Origin of the sequence: Pseudoflavonifractor sp. An184, assembly GCF_002160305.1 — a bacterium.
GTDB lineage: Bacteria > Bacillota > Clostridia > Oscillospirales > Oscillospiraceae > Lawsonibacter > Lawsonibacter pullicola.
This window is the reverse complement of the sequence record NZ_NFKI01000048.1, coordinates 1-22,379: the sequence shown is the minus strand read 5'-3', so window position 1 is coordinate 22,379 and position 22,379 is coordinate 1. Positions and strand designations below refer to the sequence as shown.

Here is a 22,379-nt window from a genome sequence, read left to right as displayed (position 1 = left end):
CCCACAGGCGCGTCCCGCGCCTGTGGGGACCCGATTGAAAAACCGCGGCCGGAAGTAAATTCCGTCCGCGGCAAGGTTTTGTCCTTCGGACAAAACGCTTGGACGGCGCATGCGCGCCGCCCCATCTGCGATGGGGCCCCGACGTGGAGCTGCGGGAGGCGGCGTCCGCATCGGGGCCCGTTTGTCATTTTCTTAGAAGTCGGCGTTGCCCCAGGTTCTCGGATGCAGCTCCACCCACAGGCGCGTCCCGCGCCTGTGGGGACCCGATTGAAAAACCGCGGCCGGAAGTAAATTCCGTCCGCGGCAAGGCTTTGTCCTTCGGACAAAACGCTTGGACGGCGCATGCGCGCCGCCCCATCTGCGATGGGGCCCCGACGTGGAGCTGCGGGAGGCGGCGTCCGTATCGGGGCCCGTTTGTCATTTTCTTAGAAGTCGGCGTTGCCCCAAGTTCTCGGATGCAGCTCCACGTCGCGGATGTTGTTCACGCCGGTGAGGTACATGACCATCCGCTCGAAGCCCATGCCGTAGCCGGCGTGGCGGCAGGTGCCGTACTTGCGCAGGTCGCAGTACCACCAGTAGTCCTCCGGGTCCATGCCCAGCTCCTTGATGCGGGCCTCCAGCACCTCCAGCCGCTCCTCGCGCTGGGAGCCGCCGATGAGCTCGCCGATGCCGGGGACCAGGCAGTCGGCGGCGGCCACCGTCTTGCCGTCGTCGTTCTGGCGCATATAGAAGGCCTTGATCTCCTTGGGGTAGTCGGTGACGAACACCGGGCGCTTGTACACCTGCTCGGTGAGGTAGCGCTCGTGCTCGGTCTGCAGGTCGCAGCCCCAGTAGACCTTGAAGTCAAACTTGTCGTTGTTCTCCTCCAGAATCTTCACCGCCTCGGTGTAGGTCACCCGGGCGAAGTCGGAGGAGGCCACATGCTCCAGCCGCTCCTTCAGGCCCTTGTCCACAAAGGAGTTGAAGAAGTTCATCTCGTTGGGGCACTTGTCCATGACATAGCGGATGACGTATTTGATCATGGCCTCGGCATTGTCCATATAGTCGCCCAGGTCGGCGAAGGCCATCTCGGGCTCGATCATCCAGAACTCGGCGGCGTGGCGCTGGGTGTTGGACTTCTCCGCCCGGAAGGTGGGGCCGAAGGTGTACACGTTGCCGAAGGCCATGGCGAAGTTCTCCGCGTTGAGCTGGCCGGACACGGTGAGGCTGGCCCGCTTGCCGAAGAAGTCCTGGGCGTAGTCCACGGTGCCGTCGGGATTCTTGGGCACGTTCTCCAGGTCCAGGGTGGTCACCTGGAACATCTCGCCGGCGCCCTCGCAGTCGCTGGCGGTGATGATGGGGGTGTTCACATAGACGAAGCCCCGGTCCTGGAAGAAGCAGTGGACGGCGTGGGCGGCCACAGAGCGCACCCGGAAGGCGGCGGAGAACAGATTCGTTCTGGGCCGCAGGTGCTGGATGGTCCGCAGGAACTCCACGCTGTGGCGCTTCTTCTGCAGGGGGTAGTCGGGGGTGGAGGGGCCCTCCACCGCGATGGAGGCGGCCTTCACCTCCAGGGGCTGCTTGGCCTCGGGGGTGAGCACCACCGTGCCGGTGACGATGAGGGCCGCGCCCACGTTCTGGCCGGCGATCTCCTTGTAATTATCCAGCACATTGGCGTCCATGACTACCTGTAAATTCTTGAAGCAGGAGCCGTCGTTGAGCTCGATAAATCCAAAGGTCTTCATGTCCCGGATGGTGCGGGCCCAGCCGCAGACGGTGACCGTCTGTCCGCCCAGGGCCTCCTGGTCCGCGAAGATCGCGGCAATGGTGGTGCGCTCCATAGTCGTTTTTCTCTCCAATCGTAAAAGGATAGTTTAGAACAGAACAAAAGCCTGCCGTTTTTACACTCGACAGGCTTTATTATAATGCCCTTTTCCCGGTTTTACAAGAGCTTTCCCGGGATTTTCCTGATCTGTTCCGCTTCTTTACAAATATCGTTCTGCGTGCTAGGATAAAGTCGGCGCTGTTGCAAAACGGCGGTTAGCCACTCCCTTGCGAGAGGGGGTGATGCGGATGGGAAACGGGCGCTGGACGAAAGTCCTCCGCTTTCTGGTATGTTTCGGCCTCATCTTTTTGATGATGGCTTACATGGCCCCAAATGCGTGTTAGCCGCCCGGTCTGCCCCCGAGCGGCTAACATAGTTTAGCTTCTTTGGAATGGGCTAACCGCCTTGCGGCAGCGCCTTTTCTACGTTCATTATAGTCTATGAGCGGAGGGGTGTCAATGCCTTCGTGCTCATGCTTCCCGCTTTTCAATACGCACCACCAGGGCGGTGCGGTCGTCGGTGGCCCCCTGGGGGCTGTGGGCGATGAGGTCGGCGGCCAGCTCCTTGGGGCTGTCCCCGGTAAATTTGGAAAGCCGCTCCCGAAGCCAGCCGTCCTCCCCCGTCCCGGCCACCCCGTCGCTGACCATGAGCACGCAGTCCCCGGGGGACAGGTGGATGGGGAAGCGGTCGGGGGCGGTCCGCTGGTCGGCGGACAGCCCCGCCGGGAGGGCGGCCCCCACGATCCGCCGGACGGCGCCCCCCTTGCGCACATAGGTGGGGGCGGCCCCCAGCTTGAACACCACCCCGTCCCCGGAGAACAGGTCCACCTGGAGCAGGTCGATGGTGGTGAAGCCCCCCGCCTCCTCCCCACGGAGGGCCAGGGCGGAGCTGAGAGTGACCAGGGCGTGCTCCGTGTCCACCCCCGCCTGGAGGAACTGCTCCAGCAGGCGCAGGGCCAGGGTGCTCTCCCGGTTGGCCTGGGGGCCGGAGCCCATGCCGTCGCACAGCAGGACGTACAGAATGCCGTCGGAGCGCTTGAAGTAGGTGCCCGCGTCCCCGCTCACCGTCTCCCCGTCCTTCTTCCGGGCGGCCACCCCCGCCACCGCCATGAGGGGCTCCTGCTGGACCAGGGAGAGGGACTCGGCTTCCTGCTCCTCCAGGCGCAGGGGGACCCCCAGCAGGGCGGAGAGCTCCGCCGCCTCCTCCCCGGGGGAGAGGCGGGCGCAGGCGGGGCCGGTGAGCTCTAAGCGCAGCAGGCCCCTGCCGTCCCGGAAGGCCTCCCCCCGCAGCCCGTCCCCCTGGGCGGCGAGGCGCTGGCGCAGCTTCCGCCCCGCCGCCAGGTCGGGGGTGAGCTCCTCCCCCAGCTCGGCCGCCGCCCGGCCCAGCAGGGAGGACAGCTCCCCGTACTGGCGGCACACCGCCTGGCGGCTGTCCTGGATGCGGCTGTTGTACTGCCGCCGGTAGAGCAGGGCTGTGACCTCCCGGTTCACCGCCGCCAGAAAGTCGGGGAAGTGGATGCACCGGCTGGCAAAGTGCTGGGGAAAGTCCCCCGGTTCCCCCCTGCCCCGGTCCAGCATGGGCTGGGCGGCGTTGTTCAGGGCGTCGAAGGTGGACACATAGTCCCGCTCCCAGCAGTTGGAGCGGAGGGAGCAGGTGCGGCACACCTGACAGGCCGCCCGGTCGAAGACGGTGGCCACGTCGTTGTCGTTCTGGGGCGGCCGGAAGGAGGCCCGCATGGTGTCGTACAGGGTGCGGAAGGCCTGGGCGGCCTCCTCCAGGCGGCGCTGGACCCGGCTCTGGGCCCGGCGGTCTGCCGGGAGGGCCCCCTTCTGCTCCGGGAGCAGCCAGGCCGCCAGCCGCCGCAGGGGCCGCTCGGGCAAAAGGAGGAAGGCCACAGACCCCAGGAACACCTCGTACAGGATGGAGACGGGCAGCCCCTTGTCCCAGGTCCACAGGACCGCTCCCCCGTTGGCCAGCACATAGGCCAGGGCGGCCCGCAGCCGGCTTTTCAGCCGAAAAGCCCCCGCCGCCAGGCCGGACAGGCCGTAGGCCATGGCGTACAACGGAACCCCGTTGGCCGCCAGGTCCAGGGACAGCCCCACCGGCACCCCCAGCACCGCCCCGGCGGAGGGGCCGCCCTGCCAGGCGGCGGCGAGGACCACCACCACCGCCAGGGAGCGCCCCAGGGAGACGTCCTCAAACAGGGTCAGGGAGGACAGGGACATGAGCACCGTGCAGGCCAGCGCCGCCAGGCTGACCCGCCTCTGGGGGGAGAGAACCCCCTCCCCCCGGCCGGTGCGCAGGGGGAGGAGGAGCTGCCGGTAGCACCAGCAGGCGGCCACGGTGAGAAAGCACTCGGTGAAAAAGTAGATCACGTCCTCCGTCCGCCACCCGGCCTCGGACAGGTAGATAAAGCCGGTGACGCCGTTGAACAGCCCGGCCACCATGGGCATGGCCCAGGGCTTCCGCAGCAGCTTCACGTCGTAGAAGGCGAAGTTCACCGCGAAGGTGAGCATGGATGCGGAGATGTACCGCAGCCCGCCGGTGAAGCCCAGGAGGGTCAGATAGCCGACGCAGGCCCCCACCAGGGCCACCCCGAAGGGGGCGTAGTCCCCAAAGACAGCCGCCCCCGCCAGCACCGCCGAGAGCAGGAAGTGGATGCCCCCGTCGGCAAAGCGCAGCAGGGCGGAGGCGTCCACGCTCACCTTCTCCCCCCGGGACGACCGCCCCCGCAGTCTGTCCAGCTTGGCCCGTACCGTCTCCTTGCCCGCCATATGCCGCTCCTCCTTTGTTGTGGGACGGCCCAAAACGGCCTGTCCCGGTGTGGAGGCCATTATATTCCATTATATGGAAAAATAGAGTCGGAATGGGGAGCGGGAGGCCTTCTTTTTCCGCCCAGGAAAAAATGGGCCGGCGGCTTGACTTGGAGTGGACTTCAGGTGGTAAACTGATACTATCAAACCTGCCTGCCGCAGATAAGGAGGAATTCAGCATGTCAGAGTTTTCTCATCAGTACCGGGAGAAGCTGCTCCCCGGACAGAGGCACGCCTTCGCGGACACCGACCCGGAGTTCGTCCAGATCTTCGAATCCTTCGCCTTTGACGAGGTGGTCAACCAGGGGGACCTGGACGAGCGCACCCGGTTTATGGCCATTTTGGCCGCCCTGCTGGGCTGCCAGGGGGTGGACGAGTTCAAGGTGATGCTCCCCGCCGCCCTGAACGTGGGGGTCACCCCGGTGGAGGTGAAGGAGATCGTCTATCAGTCGGCGGCCTATCTGGGCATCGGCCGGGTGTTCCCCTTCCTGAAGGCGGTCAATGAGGAGCTCACCGCCCGGGGCGTCTCCCTGCCCCTGGAGGGACAGGCCACCACCACCCCCAAGACCCGCCTGGAGGCGGGCAACCAGGTCCAGGTGGACATATTCGGGGAGGCCATGCGGGGCTTCCAGAACAGCGGCCCCCAGGAGAGCCGCCACATCAACAAGTGGCTGGCGGACAACTGCTTTGGGGACTACTACACCCGGAAGGGGCTGGATGATAAGCAGCGGGAGATGATCACCTTCTGTTTCCTGGCCGCCCAGGGGGGCTGCGAGCCCCAGCTCACCAGCCACGCCACGGCCAACCTCCGCATCGGCAACGACAAGGACTTCCTGATCCAGGTCCTCTCCCAGTGCCTGCCCTATATCGGCTACCCCCGGAGCCTCAACGCCCTGCGGTGCGTCAACGAGGCGGCGATGGGGTGAGGAGCCGGCCCCCATCCCTCTATACCCGCAAAAACGGCGGAGCGCCAAGGCGCTCCGCCGCATTTACTTTTGTGTCTGGTTATAGGGCGCTCCCCCGCTTGGGTACGGAGAACCGGCTCGCGTCCACACCCTCGTGGATGAGGAGCCGCTGCTTCCGCTCCACCCCCCCGGCGTAGCCGGTGAGGCTGCCGTCGGCCCCCACCACCCGGTGGCAGGGGATGATGATGGAGATGGGGTTGCGGCCCACGGCGCCCCCCACCGCCCGGGGGGAGGCACCGTCCAGCTCCCGGGCCAGGGCTCCGTAGGTAGTCACCGATCCCCAGGGGATGGCCTGGAGCTTCTCCCACACCGCCCGCTGGAAGGGGGTGCCCGCCGGGGCCAGGGGCAGCTCCGCCGGGCTGGGCTTCTCCCCGGCAAAGTACCGGTCCAGCCAGGCCCGGGCCGCCTGGAACGCGGGCAGGTCCGGCTGTCCGGGGGCCAGCTCCTCGCCGGAGGTCCCGCCGAAGTGCTTCTGTCCCTCCAGCCACAGCCCGGTGAGGGCCGTCCCGTCGCTGGCCAGGGTGAGCTCCCCCACCGGGGAAGCATAGGTGGTGGTCTGGTACATGGGTTCCGCCTCCTCCCGTCCCGCGGCTTTGCGGGACAGATCCGGTTTTCTCATCTGTATTATAGGGAGCGGTGCCCGCTTCTGTCAAGAATGGGCCGGAAATGACAGGCTTTGTTGATTTTTTCCGCCGGAAACCCTGCCCCTCCCCTTGCGGTTGTTCGGGCGGATATGGTAAAATATATTGTTTTTCTCTTTCCCCTGAATGGGGGATGTCTGTTCCGGCTCAGAGGGAGGATTTTACATGAGGGATTTTGTGTATACCGTTTCCCGGTGCCTTCCATGCGCCGTCTCCGCGCCCCCATAACTGCGGGGCTGATTGGAAAAGACCGCGCCTGCTCGGGCAGGCGCGCTACTATGCTGTTATTTGGAGGGTAACCTATGTCTTTGGAATCGGAAATCAAGCGCCGGCGCACCTTCGCCATCATCTCCCACCCGGACGCCGGTAAGACTACCCTGACCGAGAAGTTTCTGCTGTACGGCGGGGCCATCGCCCAGGCCGGCCAGGTAAAGGGCAAGAAGAACACCCGGGCGGCCACCTCCGACTGGATGGAGATTGAGAAGCAGCGCGGCATCTCGGTGACCTCCTCGGTGATGCAGTTCCAGTACGAGGGCTTCTGCATCAACATTCTGGACACCCCGGGCCACCAGGACTTCTCGGAGGACACCTACCGCACCCTCATGGCCGCCGACTCCGCCGTCATGGTCATCGACGCCGCCAAGGGCGTGGAGGCCCAGACCCGGAAGCTGTTCAAGGTGTGCGCCATGCGGGACATCCCCATCTTCACCTTCATCAACAAGATGGACCGGGAGGCCCGGGACCCCTTTGAGCTGTGCGAGGAGCTGGAGCACGAGCTGGGCATCGACACCTACGCGGTGAACTGGCCCATCGGCTGCGGCAAGGAGTTCAAGGGCGTGTACGACCGGCAGAACCGGAAGGTGATCCACTTCACCTCCAACACCAACGCCCGGGCGGCCACCGCCACCGAGATCGAGCCCGACGACCCCGCCCTGGCCGGCCTCATCGGGGCGGACAAGCGGGAGCAGCTCATGGGGGAGATCGAGCTGCTGGACGGGGCCTCCTGTGACTTTGACCTGGAGCGGGTGCGCCACGGCAAGCTGTCTCCGGTGTTCTTCGGCTCCGCCCTCACCAACTTCGGCGTGGAGCCCTTCCTGGAGGAATTTTTACGCATGACCACCTCCCCCCTGCCCCGGAAGGCGGGGGACGAGGTCATCGACTCCTTTGACCCGGACTTCTCCGCCTTCGTCTTTAAAATCCAGGCCAACATGAACAAGGCCCACCGGGACCGCATCGCCTTCATGCGGGTGGTGTCCGGCAAGTTCGAGGCGGACCGGGAGGTCTACCACGTCCAGGGCAAGAAAAAGATCCGCCTCTCCCGGCCCCAGCAGCTCATGGCCGCCGAGCGGGAGATCATCGAGGAGGCCTACGCCGGGGACATCATCGGCGTGTTCGACCCGGGCATCTTCTCCATCGGGGACACCCTGTGCGCCCCGGGGAAGAAGTTCCAGTTCGACCCCATCCCCACCTTCGCCCCCGAGCACTTTGAGCGCATCCGCTCGGTGGACACCATGAAGCGCAAGCAGTTTTTGAAGGGCGTGGAGCAGATCGCCCAGGAGGGCGCCATCCAGATCTTCAAGACCCCCTACTCCGGCATGGAGGAGGTCATCGTGGGCGTGGTGGGCACCCTGCAGTTCGACGTGCTGGAGTACCGCCTGCGCAGCGAGTACAACGTGGAGCTGTACAAGGAGGGCCTGCCCTTCGAGTACCTGCGCTGGATCGTGAAGGAGGACGAGGACGCCCCCGCCCTGAAGGAGGAGGACCTGCTGCTCCCCAACGACGCCAAGCTGGTGGAGGACTACAAGGGCAACCAGCTGCTGCTGTTCGCCTCCCAGTGGTCCATCCAGTGGGTGCAGGACCGGAACAAGAACCTGAAGCTGGCCGAGTTCGGCGGGGCCAAGTTTTAAGACGGCCCGCCGGAGCCTGTTCTCCCCGCCCGTCCCCCGGCCATATGGACCCGTCCCCGGCGAAAACCCGCCGGGGGCGGGTTTTCTTTGTTCCAACTCCCCTTCTAAACGGCTGACTTGCCGCATACAGTAGGATGACGGACCTACACAGGATAAGGGGGAGACGGCATGGGGGACAAGCGGCGCAGGAGAGACCCGCTCCGTCCGCTGCGGAGAGGGGTAGGGCTGGGGCTGGCCCTGGCGGCGGCGTGGGGGGTGAGCCTCACCGCCGACCTGTCGGGGGCCTGGTCGGCCCTCCAGAGGTGGGCCTCCGACTCCCAGGCGGTGGTGGCTCTGATGGCCGGGGAGTTGGGCCAGCCCCCGGCGGAGACCGCCCTGGCGGGGCTGGACGGCTGGGGCAGGCTGCTGGTGGAGCAGTCCGCCCTCCTGTCCGCGGGGACCGAGGCGGTGGCCCAGCGGCGGCAGGCGGAGGAGGAGACCGCCCCCGCGGAGCCCATCCCCGACCTGGACGCGGAGGACAACGACGACCAGACCCAGGTGGAGCTCCAGCCCCCGGCGGAGCCCGACGACGTGGCGGAGACCACCAGCGTGGGACAGGAGGGGGGCCACTACCTGAGCCAGGACGGGGTGTACCTCTACAACCGCTCCGGGAAAGAGCTGGACCCCTCGGTGCTGTCCGCCGGGTCGGTGAGCTTCACCCTGGGGGAGGGCCCCCAGATCCTGATCCTCCACAGCCACGGCAGCGAGGCCTACTCCCAGAACGACGGGGACCTGTACCAGGAGAGCGACTCCTTCCGCACCACCGACTGCGCCCACAACGTGGTCCGGGTGGGAGAGGAGATGGCGGAGGTTTTCCGCGCCCACGGGTTCCAGGTGGTCCACGACACCAACCTGTACGACTACCCGGCGTACAACGGGGCCTATGACCGGTCCCAGGCGGCGGTGAAGGACTGGCTGGCCAAATATCCCACCATCCGGATCGTCCTGGACGTGCACCGGGACGCCCTGGTGGGGACGGACGGGGCCATCTATAAGCTGATCTCCCAGGAGAACGGGAAGAAAGTGGCCCAGGTCATGCTGGTGGTGGGCACCGACAGCGGCGGGGCCAGCCACCCGGGCTGGGCCGACAACCTGGCCCTGGCTGTCCGCCTCCAGAAGGAGCTCATCTCCGACTATGTGAGCCTGGCCCGGCCCATCGCCCTGCGCAGCAGCAGCTACAACCAGGAGCTCTCCCCCGGCTCCCTCCTGGTGGAGGTGGGGGGCCACGGCAACACCCTCACCGAGGCCCTGGACGGGGCGCGGCTCTTCGCCGAGAGCGTCAGCCAGGTGCTCAGCGGAATGAAAGGGTGAGGAGAAATGCAGAATGCGGGAATGCAGAATGGGGGGCGTCACGGGGCCTTCAGCAGGGTCACCTGAATCAGGCCCCGCTTCTCCCGGCGGAGGGCGTAGTCCGTGATGGTCCGGGAGCCCCCGAATCCCGGGCTGGCGATGAGGTACTCGCTCTCCCCCGCCGCCATCTGACCGGCCCGGAGAATGGCCAGCCGCTTGGGGACGGTCTCCATCCCCTCCGGGTAGTAGGTGCCGTCAAAGCCGGGCGGGACGTCCACCGGCCGCTGGGCCAGGTGATAGGGAATCAGCAGCCGCAGGCGGATTCCGGGATGGCGCTCCTTCGCCCGGCGGAGGGCCTCCGCCGCCAACTGGTCAAACCGCCCGTACCGCCCCACCAAAAACTCGGTCACCCCGTACTCCGCAATGTGCCGCTCAATGGCCTCGTCCAGCAGCGGCGACAGAGCGTCCGGGGAGAGATGGGAACCGATTAGGAAACAGGTGGACATGATTACGCCCCCTTAATAAATTTACGCAAATGCGTATAATTGAATGATAACAAATTTGCAATTTATACGCAAGCGCGTATACGTCTGTGCGCATAATACTTTAATCTTGGAACAGGTGAAGTATTATGCGGATCAAAGAGGCGGTTGTTGCGCGCTTTTCTCAATTATGCGAGGAGCGCGGATTAAATAATAACAGTCTGGCCAATGTAGCTGGGGTAACTCCTTCCACTGTGTACAGTATGATGGACCCGACACGGCATGATGTATCAGTTGTTACAGTTAAAAAATTGTGTGATGGGCTTGATTTGTCCATCAGCGACTTCTTTGACGACCCAATCTTTCGAAATTTAGATCAGGAAATACAATAACGAGGACTGACCTCGGCCAATGGCTGTGTCAGTCCTCGTTTTGTCTGTGGGCGAGAAGGGGCGCTGCTGGGGCAGCTTTCGGGCGGGTCTGAGACCCGCCCCTACAAAAGACAAAACCGTTTCGGGTATGCCGTAGGGGCCGGACACTGGCCGGCCCGCCCGGGAATGGGAGACGGTTAGGCAGGGCGGCCCAGTGTGCCGCCCCTACGAAGAAACGGGAGCGTTCCGAAATATCGGTAGGGGCCGGTCCCAGACCGGCCCGCGGGCGGCCACATGGGGCCGCCCCTACTGGGTCACCTTCTCCCAAAGGAAGGCTTTCGGGCGACCGCAAGGGTCGCCCCTACGTATTTCCAAAAACGGCGGGCGGGTCTGGGACCCGCCCCTACAAAAGACAAAACCGTTTCGGGTATGCCGTAGGGGCCGGATACTGGCCGGCCCGTCCGGGAATGGGAGACGGTTAGGCCGGGCGGCCCGGTGTGCCGCCCCTACGAAGAAACGGGAGCGTTCCGGAATATCGGTAGGGGCCGGTCCCAGACCGGCCCGCGGGCGCACGCTGTGCGCCCCTACGGTTGAAACGGTCTGCCCTTATAACCAGGGCCGTTCCCCTCATCCGTCACGGCTTCGCCGCGCCACCTTCCCCTAAAGGGGAAGGCAGGGGGATGGGCCTTCCAAAGCCTTCCCCTTTAGGGGAAGGTGCCCCCGAAGGGGGCAGATGAGGTATCCCATGTGTTGAACCGGGCATGTTGGCTCGGCAAACCCAGGCGCGGCGGCGGAACCGCACCAGCGGCAATTTTTGCAAACTCAGGGCCCAGTGGCCCGGCGGGAATTTAGAGTGTCACTCAGGTTTTGCGCGCCGGAAATCCATTGCCAAGCTAAAGGAATGACCCCCGTAAATGGGGGTCCTAGGGGGGCGGCGAATATGGACACGAAGTGTCCATCCTGAGCCGATCCCCTAGTGGCTCTTTGGTGACTTTCTGGCCGCCCAGAAAGTCACTCGCCCCGCAGGGCGAAACCCTCCTGCGGCAAACGGAACGGTTCCCTCATCGCCCCCTCATCCGGCCCTTCGGCCCATCTCCCTACCCCTTTTGGCCTTCGGCCATTTCCCCCTGACAGGGGGAATCGGCCCCTTGACAAGGGGAGTCACCCCCCAGTGGGAAGGTTTACGGGCGGCCAAAGGCCGCCCCTACGGAATGGGGGACCCCTCTAAGGCGGGCGGGTGAGGACACCCGCCCCTACACAGATACGGGAACGGTCCCTTTTCCCTCGTAGGGGCCGGCCCCAGACCGGCCCGCGGGCGCACACTGTGCGCCCCTACGGTGTGGGGCGGGCAAGGACGCCCGCCCCTATAAAATGCAGACAAAAAACAGGCCCCGCGGAGCGCATCCGCAGGGCCTGTCTTGATTTAAGAAAGAATCATCAGCACTTCTCGAAGATGGTGGCGACGCCCATGCCGCCGCCGATGCACAGGGTGGCCAGGCCCTTCTTGGCCTCGGGCCGCTTCTGCATCTCGTGGAGCAGGGTGACGATGATGCGCGCGCCGGAGGCGCCCACGGGGTGGCCCAGGGCGATGGCGCCGCCGTTCACGTTGACCTTGCTCATGTCGAAGCCCAGCTCGCGGGCCACGGCGACGGACTGGGCGGCAAAGGCCTCGTTGGCCTCCACCAGATCCATGTCCTCGATCTTCAGGCCGGCCTTCTCCATGGCCTGACGGGAGGCGGGCACGGGGCCCACGCCCATGATCTTGGGGTCCACGCCGCCCTGGCCCCAGCTGACCAGCTTGGCCATGGGCTTCAGGCCGTACTTCTCCACGGCCTCGCCGGAGGCCAGGATGATAGCGGCGGCGCCGTCGTTGATGCCGGAGGCGTTGGCGGCGGTGACGCGCTGCTCATGTTTCTTGGTGTCGGCCTCGTGGATCTGAGTGGGCTGGAAGGAGTGCTCGATGGCGTCCTCCACGCCCTCGGGGCCCACGGGGAAGGCGCCGCGCAGCTTGGAGATGTTCTCGGCGGTCACGCCCTCGCGGGGGAACTCGTCCCGCTTGAACTCCACCATCTGCTTCTTCTGCTTGACCATGATGGGGACCACCTCATCGTCGAAGCGGCCGGAATCACGGGCGGCGCAGGCCTTCTGCTGGGAGGAGGCGGCGAACTCATCCAGCTCCTGGCGGGTGATGCCCCACACGTCGCAGATGTTCTCGGCGGTGGTGCCCATGTGATAGTTGTTGTAGGCGTCCCACAGGCCGTCCTTGATCATGGTGTCCACCATCTTGTTGTCACCCATGCGGGCGCCCCAGCGGGCGGCGGGGATGGCGTAGGGGGCGGCGGACATGTTCTCGGTGCCGCCGGCCACGATGATGTCGGAGTCGCCGGCCAGAATGGAACGGGCGCCCTCAATGACGGACTTCATGCCGGAGCCGCACACCATGCCCACGGTGTAGGCGGGGACGCTGATGGGGATGCCGGCCTTCAGCGCGCACTGGCGGGCCACGTTCTGGCCCAGACCGGCGGTGAGGATGCAGCCGAACATGACCTCGTCCACCTGCTCAGGCTTCACGCCGGCGCGGCTCAGCGCCTCCTTGATCACGGTGGCGCCCATCTCGGCGGCGGGGGTGTCCTTCAGGCTTCCGCCAAAGGAACCGATGGCGGTACGGCAGCAGTTGACCACATAGACTTCTTTCATTCTGTTACCTCCAAAATGATGTAGAGTGGCGCCCAAGGGACGCCCTTGTCCGCTCTCAATTCGATTATACCCAATGGGCATGGAAAAAGCAATGAAATTTTTTGCTCCAGAGTTGCGTTTTCGTGCACTTTCCCGGGAAATCGGAGGGGGCTGTCAGGGGGCCGCTCCGGCCTCCCCATAGTCGGCCACCAGGGCCTGGGCCAGGCGCAGGGGGTCCTCCCCCTTCCTGAGGCGGAAGGTGAACCGGGGCACGTCCCCGGGGGTGAGGAGAAGGCGGTTTTTGTACTTCTCCATCCCGCACAGCCCGGAGAACTGCTCCAGGCTGAACCGGCCCAGGGTGAACACCAGCTGTCCGTTTTTCTGGGAGATGTCGGTGATCTCCGCCTGGGCGGCGGCGGCGCGGAGGAGGGCCACGGAAATCAGGTTGTTCACCGTCCGGGGCGGCTCGCCGTACCGGTCGATGAGCTCATCCACCAGGTCGTCCGCGTCCTCCTCGCTGCGGATGGCGGCGATGCGGCGGTACAGGTCCATGCGCTGCTCCGGCGCGGGGACGTACCGGTCGGGGATGGAGGCGGCGATGGACAGGTCGGCGGCGCACTCGGTGCGCTGGGGCGCCGGCTGGCCCTGCTCGGTAAGGACGGCCTCCTCCAGCAGCTTCAGATACATGTCGTAGCCCACCGACAGCATGAAGCCGCTCTGTTCCGGCCCCAGCACGTTGCCCGCCCCCCGGATCTCCAGGTCCCGCATGGCGATCTTGAAGCCCGAGCCGAACTCGGCGAACTCCCGGATGGCGGACAGGCGCTTGGAGGCCACCTCGGTGAGCACCTTGCCCCGGCGGTAGGTGAGGTAGGCAAAGGCCCGCCGGTTGGACCGGCCCACCCGGCCCCGGAGCTGGTGGAGCTGGGCCAGCCCCAGATGGTCGGCGTCCTCGATGATGAGGGTGTTGGCGTTGGGCAGGTCGATGCCCGTCTCGATGATGGTGGTGCACACCAGCATATTCAGATCCCCGTCGGTCATGCGGCTCATCACGTCGTCAATGGCCTCCTGGGTCATCTTCCCGTGGGCCACCCCCACGGCGGCGTCCTCCCCCAGCATCTGCTGGATTCGGGCGGCGGTGCGGTCGATGGTCTCCACCCGGTTGTGGAGGTAGTACACCTGTCCGCCCCGCTCCAGCTCCCGGCGCATGGCATCGGCCAGCACCGGCCAGTTGTGCTCCAGCACATAGGTCTGCACCGGCAGGCGGTCGGCGGGGGGCTCCTCCAGGGTGGACATGTCCCGGATGCCCGACATGGCCATGTTCAGGGTGCGGGGGATGGGGGTGGCGGACAGGGTGAGCACGTCCACCTGGGCAAAGCGCTCCTTCAGCTTCTCCTTGTGCTTCACCCCGAAGCGCTGCTCCTCGTCCACCACCAGCAGCCCCAGGTCCTTGAACTTCACGTCCTTGTTGAACAGCCGGTGGGTGCCGATGAGGATGTCCACCGAGCCGTTCTCCACCTTCCTTAAAGTCTCCTTCATCTGGGCGGGGGTGCGGAAGCGGGAGACCACGTCGATGGACACCGGGTACTTGGCAAACCGCCGCAGGGCGGTGAGGTAGTGCTGCCGGGCCAGGACGGTGGTTGGCACCAGCACGGCGGCCTGCTTGCCGTCCAGGACGCACTTCATCATGGCCCGGAAGGCCACCTCCGTCTTGCCGTAGCCCACGTCCCCGCACAGGAGCCGGTCCATGGGGACGGGGCGCTCCATGTCCCGCTTGATTTCGTCCACGCACCGGAGCTGGTCCTCCGTCTCGGTGTACTCGAACTGCTCCTCAAACTCCCGCTGCCAGGGGGAGTCGGGGGAGAAGGCGAAGCCGGGCTGCCGCTGCCGCTGGGCGTAGAGCTGGATGAGCCCCTTGGCCAGGTCCTCCACCGCCTTCTTGGCCTTCTTCTTGGCCCGCTCCCAGTCGGTGCCCCCCAGCTTGGACAGTTTTCTCGTCTCCTGGGCGTCCTCGCCCCCGCCGATGTATTTGGAGATCAGGTCCAGCTGGGTGGCGGGCACATACAGCACGTCGCTGCCCGCGTAGGCGATCTTCACATAGTCCTTCTCAATGCCGTCGGCGGGCATCTTCACCATGCCCACATACCGGCCCACCCCGTGGTGCTCGTGGACCACCAGGTCCCCGGGGGACAGGTCGGCGTAGGACTTCAGCTTCTGCCGGTTGGTGGGGCCCTTCTTGGCGGCGGTCCGGGAGCGGGAGGGCTTCCTTGCGCCCCCCTCCTGACCCTCGGTGATGACGGCCAGCTTCAGATCCGGGTACTCCAGCCCGCCGGACAGTCCCCCCACCGTGAGGATGATCTGCCCCGGCTTGGGCAGGGCCTTCAGGGCGAAGTCCACCCCGGACTTCACCTTCTGCTCCCGCAGGAGGGTCTGGAGATTCAGGGCACGCTGCTCGCTGGACACCAGCACCAGCACGGCGAAGCCCGCGCTCTGGTAGTGGGAGAGGTCCTGCACCGCCGTCTCCAGGCTGGCCCCGAAGGAGGGCAGCTGCTTGGCCATGACGGACAGGAGGCACTTGGGGTACACCGGGTAGGAGGACAGGGAGAAGGAGTCCAGATAGGCGAAAGGAAAATCCTCCAGACGGCGGCACAGCCGGTCGAAGGGGAGGCACAGCTCCCCGCAGGAGCCGTCCAGCTCCCCCCGCTCCAGCAGGGTCTTTACGTCCTCCTCCAGCTGCCACTGGTAGGTCTTGGCCCGCTCTCCCACCCGGCTGCTCTCGGAGAAGAGCACACAGGCGTCCAGGGGCAGGAAGTCCGCCGCCGTGGCCAGCTCGGGGTAGATGAGGGGCAGATACCGGTCGGCCGCCGGAAAGGACCGCCCCTCTCCCAGGGCGTCCCGGTCCTGCTGGAGGGTGACCGCCAGGTCCTCGTTTCCGTCCCTCCGGGCCTTGGCGGAGAGCTGGTCCAGCCGCTCCAGCAGCCCGGACATCCCCCCCTGGGAGAGCTGGGGCAGGGTCTCCGCCGCGGGCAGGAGGACGGCCCGGTCCGCGTTCTCGGTGCGCCGCTGGGTGGAGGGATCAAAGGTCCCCATGGTGTCCAGCTCGTCCCCCCAGAACTCCGCCCGGACGGGGGCGGCCATGCCGGGGGAGTACACGTCCAGAATTCCTCCTCGCAGGGCGAACTGGCCCGCCCCCTCCACCTGGTCACAGCGGACGTAGCCGGCGGCGGCGAGGGCCTCGGTGAGCCGGTTCAGGTCGGCCTGCCGCCCCGGCTCCAGCACCGTGCAGGCGGAGTCCAGCACCTGGGGCGGCAGGGTGCGCTGCTGGAGGGCCTCCACCGTGGCCACCAGGCAGGGGAGCTCCCCCCGGCGGAGCCTCCACAGCAGGTCCAGCCGCTTGTGCTCCCACTGGCGGGAGACGGTGGCGATGCTGTGGAACACGAAGGAGCGGGAGGCGAGCACCGGGACCTCCCCTCCGGTGAGATAGGACAGGTCCCGGGCCATCCGCCCGGCCTCCCCCTCGTCGGCGCACACCACCACCACGGGACGGCCGGTCTCCTGCCCCAGGGCGGCGGCGAAGTGGGCCCGGTGGACCGCCGCCAGGCCGGAGACGGCGGCGGGGGATTTCCCGCCCTCCAGGGCGGCGGTCAGCTCCTGAAATTCCGGCAGATTTTTTAAAACAGAGCGGAGCAATTCCACTCACAATCACTCCCTGTATCAAACTATTCCATGATATGGAAATTATAACGCGGCAATGCCCCCCGGTCCGTGGGACAGGGGGGTTCTATGAGTACGGTATTAGTTTACCCGCTTTCCGCCCCTCCGTCAAGCGGGGAGCGCTCCCAAGGCGGAAGCGGAGGGGTGGAAAAAGGTCCCTCCGCCGCCGGATGGGCGGCAGAGGGACCTGAGCTTGTCAAAAACCTCTGTTGAGTAGAATTCGTCTCAGCGTTGGCGGGGGAGTAACGGCATATTGAGCGGGTCAGGTGCCGTCGGTGGGGACCACCTTGTGCTCCCGGTAGTACTCCACCCACTGGTACTCCAGCAGGCGGTCGGCCACCTCCTGGGGCAGGTCGTCGGTGAGCTCCCCGTCGGGGGTCAGGTACAGGCCCTGGCTGTGGACCAGGGGGGTGAGGGAGCGGATCTCCTCCGCGTACTGGAGAAAGGCGGGGCCGGTCCATCCGCACTGCTCGAACAGCTCGTTCATCAAAAAGCAGGGGGAGAAGTCGCCGCCCTCCCCCTGGAAGTCCCGGTCCAGGGCCTCCTTGGCGGAGGAGTTGGCCCAGATCAGGTAGGGGGTGGAGTAGTACTCGTAAAAGCCCTCCAGGGTGGACAGGTCAAAGTCGGCCCCGATACCGGCATAGGCGCTGTTTCCGTTGCCGCCCCAGGGCTTGTGGTCGCCGAACAGGACCAGCACCACCGGCTCGTCCATGGCCTCCAGCTCATCCACCATGGCGGTGACCGCGTCAATGGTCAGGTTGATGCCGTGGAGGTAGTTGTTGAACACGTTACAGGACTCCTCCGGCAGGCCGTCGGCCTCCGGGTCCAGATAGACCTCCAGGGAGGTGTGGTCCTCCTCGTAGGGGCCGTGGTTCTGATAGCTCACCGAGAAGGAGAACACCGGACGGCGGCTCTCCTCCAGCTGGGCCTGCAAATCCTTCACAATTTCCCCGGTGAGGATGTAGTCGGAGTTCCACTGGGCCTCCACCGGGTCCACCAGCTCGCCGTAGTGGTTGTCGGTGAACCAGTACTCCAGGAAGCCCAGGTACCGGTTCACATTCTCCCGGTCATAGAACCAGCCGAAGCCCGGGTGCCCGCCCCGGGTCTGATAGCCCTGGCGGGCAAAGTACCACACATAGGAGTCGGTGGCCTTGGTGAAGTCCTGGTGCTGGCTGTATCCGGTGAGGAATCCCCACTCGGTGTCCACCGTGCCGCCGGCGAAGATGTTGGTGAGCAGGTTGCCGGACACCGACTCCTCCTCCAGCTGGTGCCAGGGCTCGTAGACCGCCTGCACCGCCTCATGGTCCGCCAGGGCGGGGAAGTCGGTGAGGTCGCAGAAGGCCTCCAGCATGATGCCCACCACATTGACCTCCTGCTCCTCCGGGATGTCCGCCTCGGCGTAGGACTCCAGGATGGCCTGGGCCGCCTGGGGGTCGTACCGCTCCGGGGGATGGGGGACCAGGTCTTGAACGGTGTGGAGAAAGGCGTAGACCGCGCCGTGGGAGAGGTATGCCTCCGCGTCGATCCAGGGGTTGACCAGGTCCTCCCCGGCCTGGGTCTGCTCATAGAGGTCCTCATTGCAGTACAGCCCCCCAAAGGCGGTGGCGGCCACCGCGATGGCGGAGAACAGCCCGAACAGCCGCAGGTCCCGCCGGATGGTCCGACGCCGGGGGAGCAGGAGCAGGGCCAGCAGGAGCCACGCCGCGGCCCAGAGCAGGACGGTCCGGATGGGGTCGGTCAGTTCCAGGGTGTACTTTCCGGCCATGTCCCCCGCCTCGGAGATCAGGGCCAGATCGCTGGCCAGGAGGGGGTCTCCCCGCAGCTGAATTTTGTAGTAGTTGGCCGCCGCCAGCCCCAGCAGGAGGAGGGCGGAGGCCAGGTAGGCCAGCCAGCACCGGCCCGTAAGAAAGTAAAACAGCCAGATCAGGATCACGCCGGGCAGAAGATTCAGATACCACAGCGCGGGGGTATCCCAGTAGTAGTCCGAAAGGGAGGCGCTGGACAGGTCCGGGCAGGACCAGGCGGAGAGATACAGCCCCAGAACACCCAGCAGGAGCCCGAGAGCGGTCAGCCCCGCCGCCAGCCAGAGGAGACGCCAGGGGCCTCTCTTGGACGGCTGTGCCTGGGGCAGGGTCTGGGCCGGTTCAAGACGGTTCAAAGCACGTTTCCTTCTCTCTTGTTAAATCTGTGTAAAAGCAGCGGAAAGAAGTATAGCACAGATTTTGTCGAGGGGAAAGAGATTTTGTAAAAAAATCAGAAGTTTCCAGGAATTATCCTTAAAAAAGCCTGAAAAAGATACGAAGAACCCGCCGCCTCGGGAGCGGCGGGCCCGGCTTTTCCGGCTGTGGGCGCCGCAGGCGGCCTGCGCTCAGGCCTCCTCCAGAATCCGCCCGTCGGTGGAGATGGTCACCACCTGCCAGGGGATGAATTTGCCGCTCTCCTGAAGGGCTTTCTTTACCGCCAGCTCGATGCCGCCGCAGCAGGGCACCTCCATGCGCACCACGGTGACGCTTTTCAGGTCGTTGTGCCGGAGAATCTCCGTGAGCTTCTCACTGTAATCCACGCTGTCCAGCTTGGGGCAGCCCACCAGGGTGATGTGGTCCCGGATGAACCGCTCGTGGAAGCCCGCGTAGGCGTAGGCGGTGCAGTCGGCGGCCACCAGCAGTTTTTTCCCCTGGAAATAGGGGGCCTGGACCGGGACCAGCTTGATCTGCACCGGCCACTGGGAAAGCTGGCTCTCGCGCTCCGGTTCGGGCTGGACCGGACCGGGGCCGGAGCGGCGCTCCAGGGACTTGGCGGCGCTGCCGGGGCAGCCGCAGGGGAGCTCTCCCCCGCTCTGGGCCGCCTGGGCGGCCTTCACCGCAGCCTCGTCGTAGGCGGGCGCCTCCCGCTCCTCAAAGGAGATGGCCCCGGTGGGGCAGGCGGGCAGACAGTCCCCCAAGCCGTCGCAGTAGTCCTCCCGGGTGAGCCTGGCCACCCCGTCCACCATCTGGATGGCCCCCTCGTGGCAGGCGGCGGCACAGGCCCCGCAACCGCTGCACTTGCTCTCGTCAATGCGAATGATCTTGCGGATCATAAAAATTTCCTCCTTGCGCGTTTCCTCCGGCTTTCGCCGGGTTTCCCTTGACGGTACGGCCCTATTTTACTAGGATAGAGGGGAAGTGTATGTTGGATTTCCAACGAAGGAGGCGCGCAATGGAGGAAATTTTTGCGGTACTCGCCCGCTGTCCCCTGTTTTCCGGCCTGGATGCGGACGCGCTGGAGGCGCTTCTGCCCCGGCTCCGGCCCGTCCGGCGGCGGTGGGCCCGGGGAGAGACCCTGCTCCACCCGGGGGAGCCGGCCCCCGGGGTGGGGGTGGTGCTGTCCGGCGGGGTGCGGATCGTGCGGGAGGACTTTTGGGGGAACCGGTCCCTTCTGGCCGCCGTGGAGCCGGGGGACCTGTTTGCCGAGGCCTTCGCCTGCGCCGGGGTCCCCCTCACCGTGCGGGTGGAGGGCGCTCAGGACGGCGAGGGGGTATTCTTTCCCCCGGAGCATCTCATGGACCCGCCGCCCGGGGGCGGAGCGCTGCCCGGCCGGCTGCTGGGGCTCATGGCCCGGAAAAATCTGATGCTCAACCGGAAGATCGGCCACCTGTCCCAGCGGACCACCCGGGCCAAGGTCCTCTCCTACCTCTCCCACCAGGCGGAGGCGGCGGGGAGCTCCTCCTTCACCATCCCTCTGGACCGGCAGGAGCTGGCCGACTACCTGTCGGTGGACCGCAGCGCCCTGTCCGCCCAGCTGGGGCAGCTCCGGCGGGAGGGGGTGCTGGACTTCTCCCGCAGCCGCTTCACCCTGCTCCAAAAGCCGGAATAACAGCAAAACCCGGACGCTGCTCCAAAGCGTCCGGGCCTTACCGTTGAAAAAGAGGATTAAAATGAAACGAACTGTCTCTTGCGAGTATGATACTAACAAAGACTTGTTAAAAAACCTCCCCCAAAGTATTACATAAGTTTTAAATCTTTGTGGACCGTTTGAAAACAAGAGAGAGGGGGCAGACGCGAGGAGCGGAGCCGGTGTTGATCCGGCTCCGCTCCTGTGGAGGATTCAAATGAAAAAGATTGCGCTCTTGCCCTGCAAGTATCATGATACCGGGTTTTTGTGAACAAAACCAGCAGAAGTTGTTACAAAAGCATTAAACATTTTTGGAAAAGCTTTCTTTTTCCCGCAGATCCAGGAAAAATTCCTGAAGCTGGTCCCGGCACTCCTCCTCCAGCGGGCCCCGGTACAGGCGGGGGTGGTGGTTGAAGCGCTCCTCAAACAGGTTGAGCACCGAGCCGCAGGCCCCCGCCTTCTCGTCCCGCACGCCGTAGCGCACCGTCTCGATGCGGGAGTTGATGATGCCCCCCGCGCACATGGGGCAGGGCTCCAGGGTCACATACAGGGTGCACCGGTGGAGCCGCCAGCTGCCAACGCGGCGGCAGGCGTCCCGGATGGCCTCCAGCTCTGCGTGGGCGGTGGCGTCCCCGTTCTCCTCCCGGCGGTTGCGGCCCTCGCCGATGATCTGGCCGTCCCGGACGATGACGCAGCCCACCGGCACGTCGCCCTCCGCCGCCGCCTGAGCGGCCAGCTCCAGGGCCCGGCGCATGTAGTCCTTGTGGTCCATGGGGGACCTCCTTTTTTCATAATTCCCTCATATAAGCCTTCCCCCTGGGGGGAAGGTGGCACGGCGAAGCCGTGACGGATGAGGGGGCGATCTCCCCCAAAAGCCTTCCCCCTGGGGGGGAAGGTGCCCCCGAAGGGGGCGGATGAGGGGGCGATGATAGAGCGGTTTCGTTCCTCGCAGGGGGATATTTCGCCGCCTGCGGGCGGCGAGTTTCTTTCCCAGCGATGGGAAAGAAACCAAAGGATCGCCGGGGACGCGGCCAATGGACTACGGCTCCGCTTACGCTCCGCCTAGGTCCATAGGACCGCTTTCCCCGGACCCCATTTACGGGGGTTACCCCTTGAGGTGGGCAGAACATTTCCGGCGCGCAAAATCTGAGTGGCTGGTCTAAATTCCCGCCGGGCCACTGGGCCCTGGGTGTGCAAAAATTTAGGACGAATGCGGTTCCACAACCGCGCCTGGCTTTGCCGAACCAACGCTCCCGGTCCGTTTCCGGGCGTAAGGGCGACCCTTGCGGTCGCCCGGAAGCCTTCCCCTTTAGGGGAAGGTGTCACGCGGAGCGTGACGGATGAGGTGCGCGGCCAAAGGCCGCCTGCGGGCCGGCCCCTACGGAAAGACCGGAGAGTTCCCTGTGTTTCGTAGGGGCGGGTCCCAGACCCGCCTGCCGATGCCTTGAGCCGAACTTGAGCCCCGCCAGCCACAAAGGCGCGCTTTCCACCGATAGAAGAAATACCCAAAGGTTACCGGACCCTCAGCGGCAGCGGTCATAGAAGGTCAACCGGTCAGCTGAGCCACCCGCGCCTTTGCGATGACAGCCAAGGCCGCCTAATTGGCGGCCCCCGTAAAATGGGGGCCGGGGGTAAGGCGAATATGAACGCGAAGCGTTCATTCTGAGCCGTCCCCCGGCGATCCTTTGGTGACTTTCCCATCGGGCGGATTGTCAAGTGAAGTGCAACGGTTTGTGAAAAAAGAGTTCAAGAGGAGATTTCCAGCCTAGGCATTTGCGGGGGCGACGATTTAGCTTATCAGTAAATGAAG

Annotated in this window: 14 protein-coding genes; 5 read left to right on the top strand and 9 right to left on the bottom strand. The window is 65.3% G+C overall.

What is annotated here, in order from left to right; all coding sequences use genetic code 11:
- Positions 1-425: 425 nt before the first annotated feature.
- Both asnS and B5F19_RS13195 read right to left on the bottom strand, forming a co-directional pair.
- Entirely contained in the window at positions 426-1,820 is a 1,395-nt protein-coding gene (asnS, locus tag B5F19_RS13200; protein WP_087291233.1) for an asparagine--tRNA ligase, read from the bottom strand.
- 454 nt (positions 1,821-2,274) lie between these two features.
- Entirely contained in the window at positions 2,275-4,578 is a 2,304-nt protein-coding gene (locus B5F19_RS13195) for a SpoIIE family protein phosphatase (protein ID WP_087291230.1), read from the bottom strand.
- A 218-nt stretch (positions 4,579-4,796) separates the two neighbouring features.
- Between B5F19_RS13195 and B5F19_RS13190 the strand changes: the two genes are divergently transcribed.
- Positions 4,797-5,543 (top strand): carboxymuconolactone decarboxylase family protein, encoded by a 747-nt coding sequence (locus B5F19_RS13190; protein ID WP_191435872.1) that lies wholly within the window; start codon positions 4,797-4,799, stop codon positions 5,541-5,543.
- 79 nt (positions 5,544-5,622) lie between these two features.
- Here B5F19_RS13190 and B5F19_RS13185 read toward each other — a convergent pair whose 3' ends face one another.
- Positions 5,623-6,147 carry a methylated-DNA--[protein]-cysteine S-methyltransferase gene (locus B5F19_RS13185; protein ID WP_087291226.1) on the bottom strand — a complete coding sequence of 175 codons (525 nt, stop codon included), beginning with the start codon at positions 6,145-6,147 and terminating at the stop codon, positions 5,623-5,625.
- Between the two features lie 378 nt (positions 6,148-6,525).
- On the opposite strand from B5F19_RS13185, the gene B5F19_RS13180 reads away from it, so the two are divergent.
- Positions 6,526-8,130 carry a peptide chain release factor 3 gene (locus B5F19_RS13180; RefSeq protein ID WP_087291224.1) on the top strand — a complete coding sequence of 535 codons (1,605 nt, stop codon included), beginning with the start codon at positions 6,526-6,528 and terminating at the stop codon, positions 8,128-8,130.
- Between the two features lie 168 nt (positions 8,131-8,298).
- Positions 8,299-9,480: a stage II sporulation protein P gene (spoIIP, locus tag B5F19_RS13175; protein WP_087291222.1), complete on the top strand. Its 1,182-nt coding sequence runs from the start codon at positions 8,299-8,301 to the stop codon at positions 9,478-9,480.
- Between the two features lie 38 nt (positions 9,481-9,518).
- On the opposite strand, the gene B5F19_RS13170 is transcribed toward spoIIP, so the two are convergent.
- The gene (locus B5F19_RS13170; RefSeq protein ID WP_087291221.1) at positions 9,519-9,965 is read right to left on the bottom strand and encodes a hypothetical protein; all 447 of its coding nucleotides are present in this window, start codon (positions 9,963-9,965) and stop codon (positions 9,519-9,521) included.
- Positions 9,966-10,090: 125 nt separating this feature from the next.
- Here B5F19_RS13170 and B5F19_RS13165 point away from each other — a divergent pair, with 125 nt between their 5' ends.
- On the top strand, positions 10,091-10,333 hold the full coding sequence (locus tag B5F19_RS13165) for a helix-turn-helix transcriptional regulator (protein ID WP_087291218.1): 243 nt from the start codon (positions 10,091-10,093) through the stop codon (positions 10,331-10,333).
- A gap of 1,416 nt (positions 10,334-11,749) precedes the next feature.
- Here B5F19_RS13165 and B5F19_RS13160 read toward each other — a convergent pair.
- The 4 genes from B5F19_RS13160 to B5F19_RS13145 form a co-directional block, all read right to left on the bottom strand.
- Positions 11,750-13,009, bottom strand: coding sequence for an acetyl-CoA C-acetyltransferase (locus tag B5F19_RS13160; RefSeq protein ID WP_087291215.1), 1,260 nt, complete (start codon positions 13,007-13,009; stop codon positions 11,750-11,752).
- A 153-nt stretch (positions 13,010-13,162) separates the two neighbouring features.
- Positions 13,163-16,681, bottom strand: coding sequence for a transcription-repair coupling factor (gene mfd / locus B5F19_RS13155; RefSeq protein ID WP_087291213.1), 3,519 nt, complete (start codon positions 16,679-16,681; stop codon positions 13,163-13,165).
- Positions 16,682-16,961: 280 nt separating this feature from the next.
- Complete coding sequence (locus tag B5F19_RS13150; protein WP_087291211.1) at positions 16,962-18,857, bottom strand: LTA synthase family protein; 1,896 nt, start codon at positions 18,855-18,857, stop codon at positions 16,962-16,964.
- 210 nt (positions 18,858-19,067) lie between these two features.
- A complete protein-coding gene (locus B5F19_RS13145; protein ID WP_087291209.1) occupies positions 19,068-19,775 on the bottom strand; it encodes a 4Fe-4S binding protein in 708 nt (235 codons plus the stop codon).
- Between the two features lie 119 nt (positions 19,776-19,894).
- Between B5F19_RS13145 and B5F19_RS13140 the strand changes: the two genes are divergently transcribed.
- Positions 19,895-20,551 carry a Crp/Fnr family transcriptional regulator gene (locus tag B5F19_RS13140; RefSeq protein ID WP_087291207.1) on the top strand — a complete coding sequence of 219 codons (657 nt, stop codon included), beginning with the start codon at positions 19,895-19,897 and terminating at the stop codon, positions 20,549-20,551.
- 319 nt (positions 20,552-20,870) lie between these two features.
- On the opposite strand, the gene tadA is transcribed toward B5F19_RS13140, so the two are convergent.
- Positions 20,871-21,341, bottom strand: a complete 471-nt coding sequence (gene tadA, locus B5F19_RS13135) for a tRNA adenosine(34) deaminase TadA (RefSeq protein ID WP_087291205.1) — start codon at positions 21,339-21,341, stop codon at positions 20,871-20,873.
- Between the last annotated feature and the right edge of the window lie 1,038 nt (positions 21,342-22,379).

Coding starts and splice junctions, on each gene's coding strand:
- asnS (WP_087291233.1), bottom strand. CDS start 1,820: ATGGAGCGCACCACCATTGCCGCGATCTTCGCGGACCAGGAGGCCCTG.
- B5F19_RS13195 (WP_087291230.1), bottom strand. CDS start 4,578: ATGGCGGGCAAGGAGACGGTACGGGCCAAGCTGGACAGACTGCGGGGG.
- B5F19_RS13190 (WP_191435872.1), top strand. CDS start 4,797: ATGTCAGAGTTTTCTCATCAGTACCGGGAGAAGCTGCTCCCCGGACAG.
- B5F19_RS13185 (WP_087291226.1), bottom strand. CDS start 6,147: ATGTACCAGACCACCACCTATGCTTCCCCGGTGGGGGAGCTCACCCTG.
- B5F19_RS13180 (WP_087291224.1), top strand. CDS start 6,526: ATGTCTTTGGAATCGGAAATCAAGCGCCGGCGCACCTTCGCCATCATC.
- spoIIP (WP_087291222.1), top strand. CDS start 8,299: ATGGGGGACAAGCGGCGCAGGAGAGACCCGCTCCGTCCGCTGCGGAGA.
- B5F19_RS13170 (WP_087291221.1), bottom strand. CDS start 9,965: ATGTCCACCTGTTTCCTAATCGGTTCCCATCTCTCCCCGGACGCTCTG.
- B5F19_RS13165 (WP_087291218.1), top strand. CDS start 10,091: ATGCGGATCAAAGAGGCGGTTGTTGCGCGCTTTTCTCAATTATGCGAG.
- B5F19_RS13160 (WP_087291215.1), bottom strand. CDS start 13,009: ATGAAAGAAGTCTATGTGGTCAACTGCTGCCGTACCGCCATCGGTTCC.
- B5F19_RS13145 (WP_087291209.1), bottom strand. CDS start 19,775: ATGATCCGCAAGATCATTCGCATTGACGAGAGCAAGTGCAGCGGTTGC.
- B5F19_RS13140 (WP_087291207.1), top strand. CDS start 19,895: ATGGAGGAAATTTTTGCGGTACTCGCCCGCTGTCCCCTGTTTTCCGGC.
- tadA (WP_087291205.1), bottom strand. CDS start 21,341: ATGGACCACAAGGACTACATGCGCCGGGCCCTGGAGCTGGCCGCTCAG.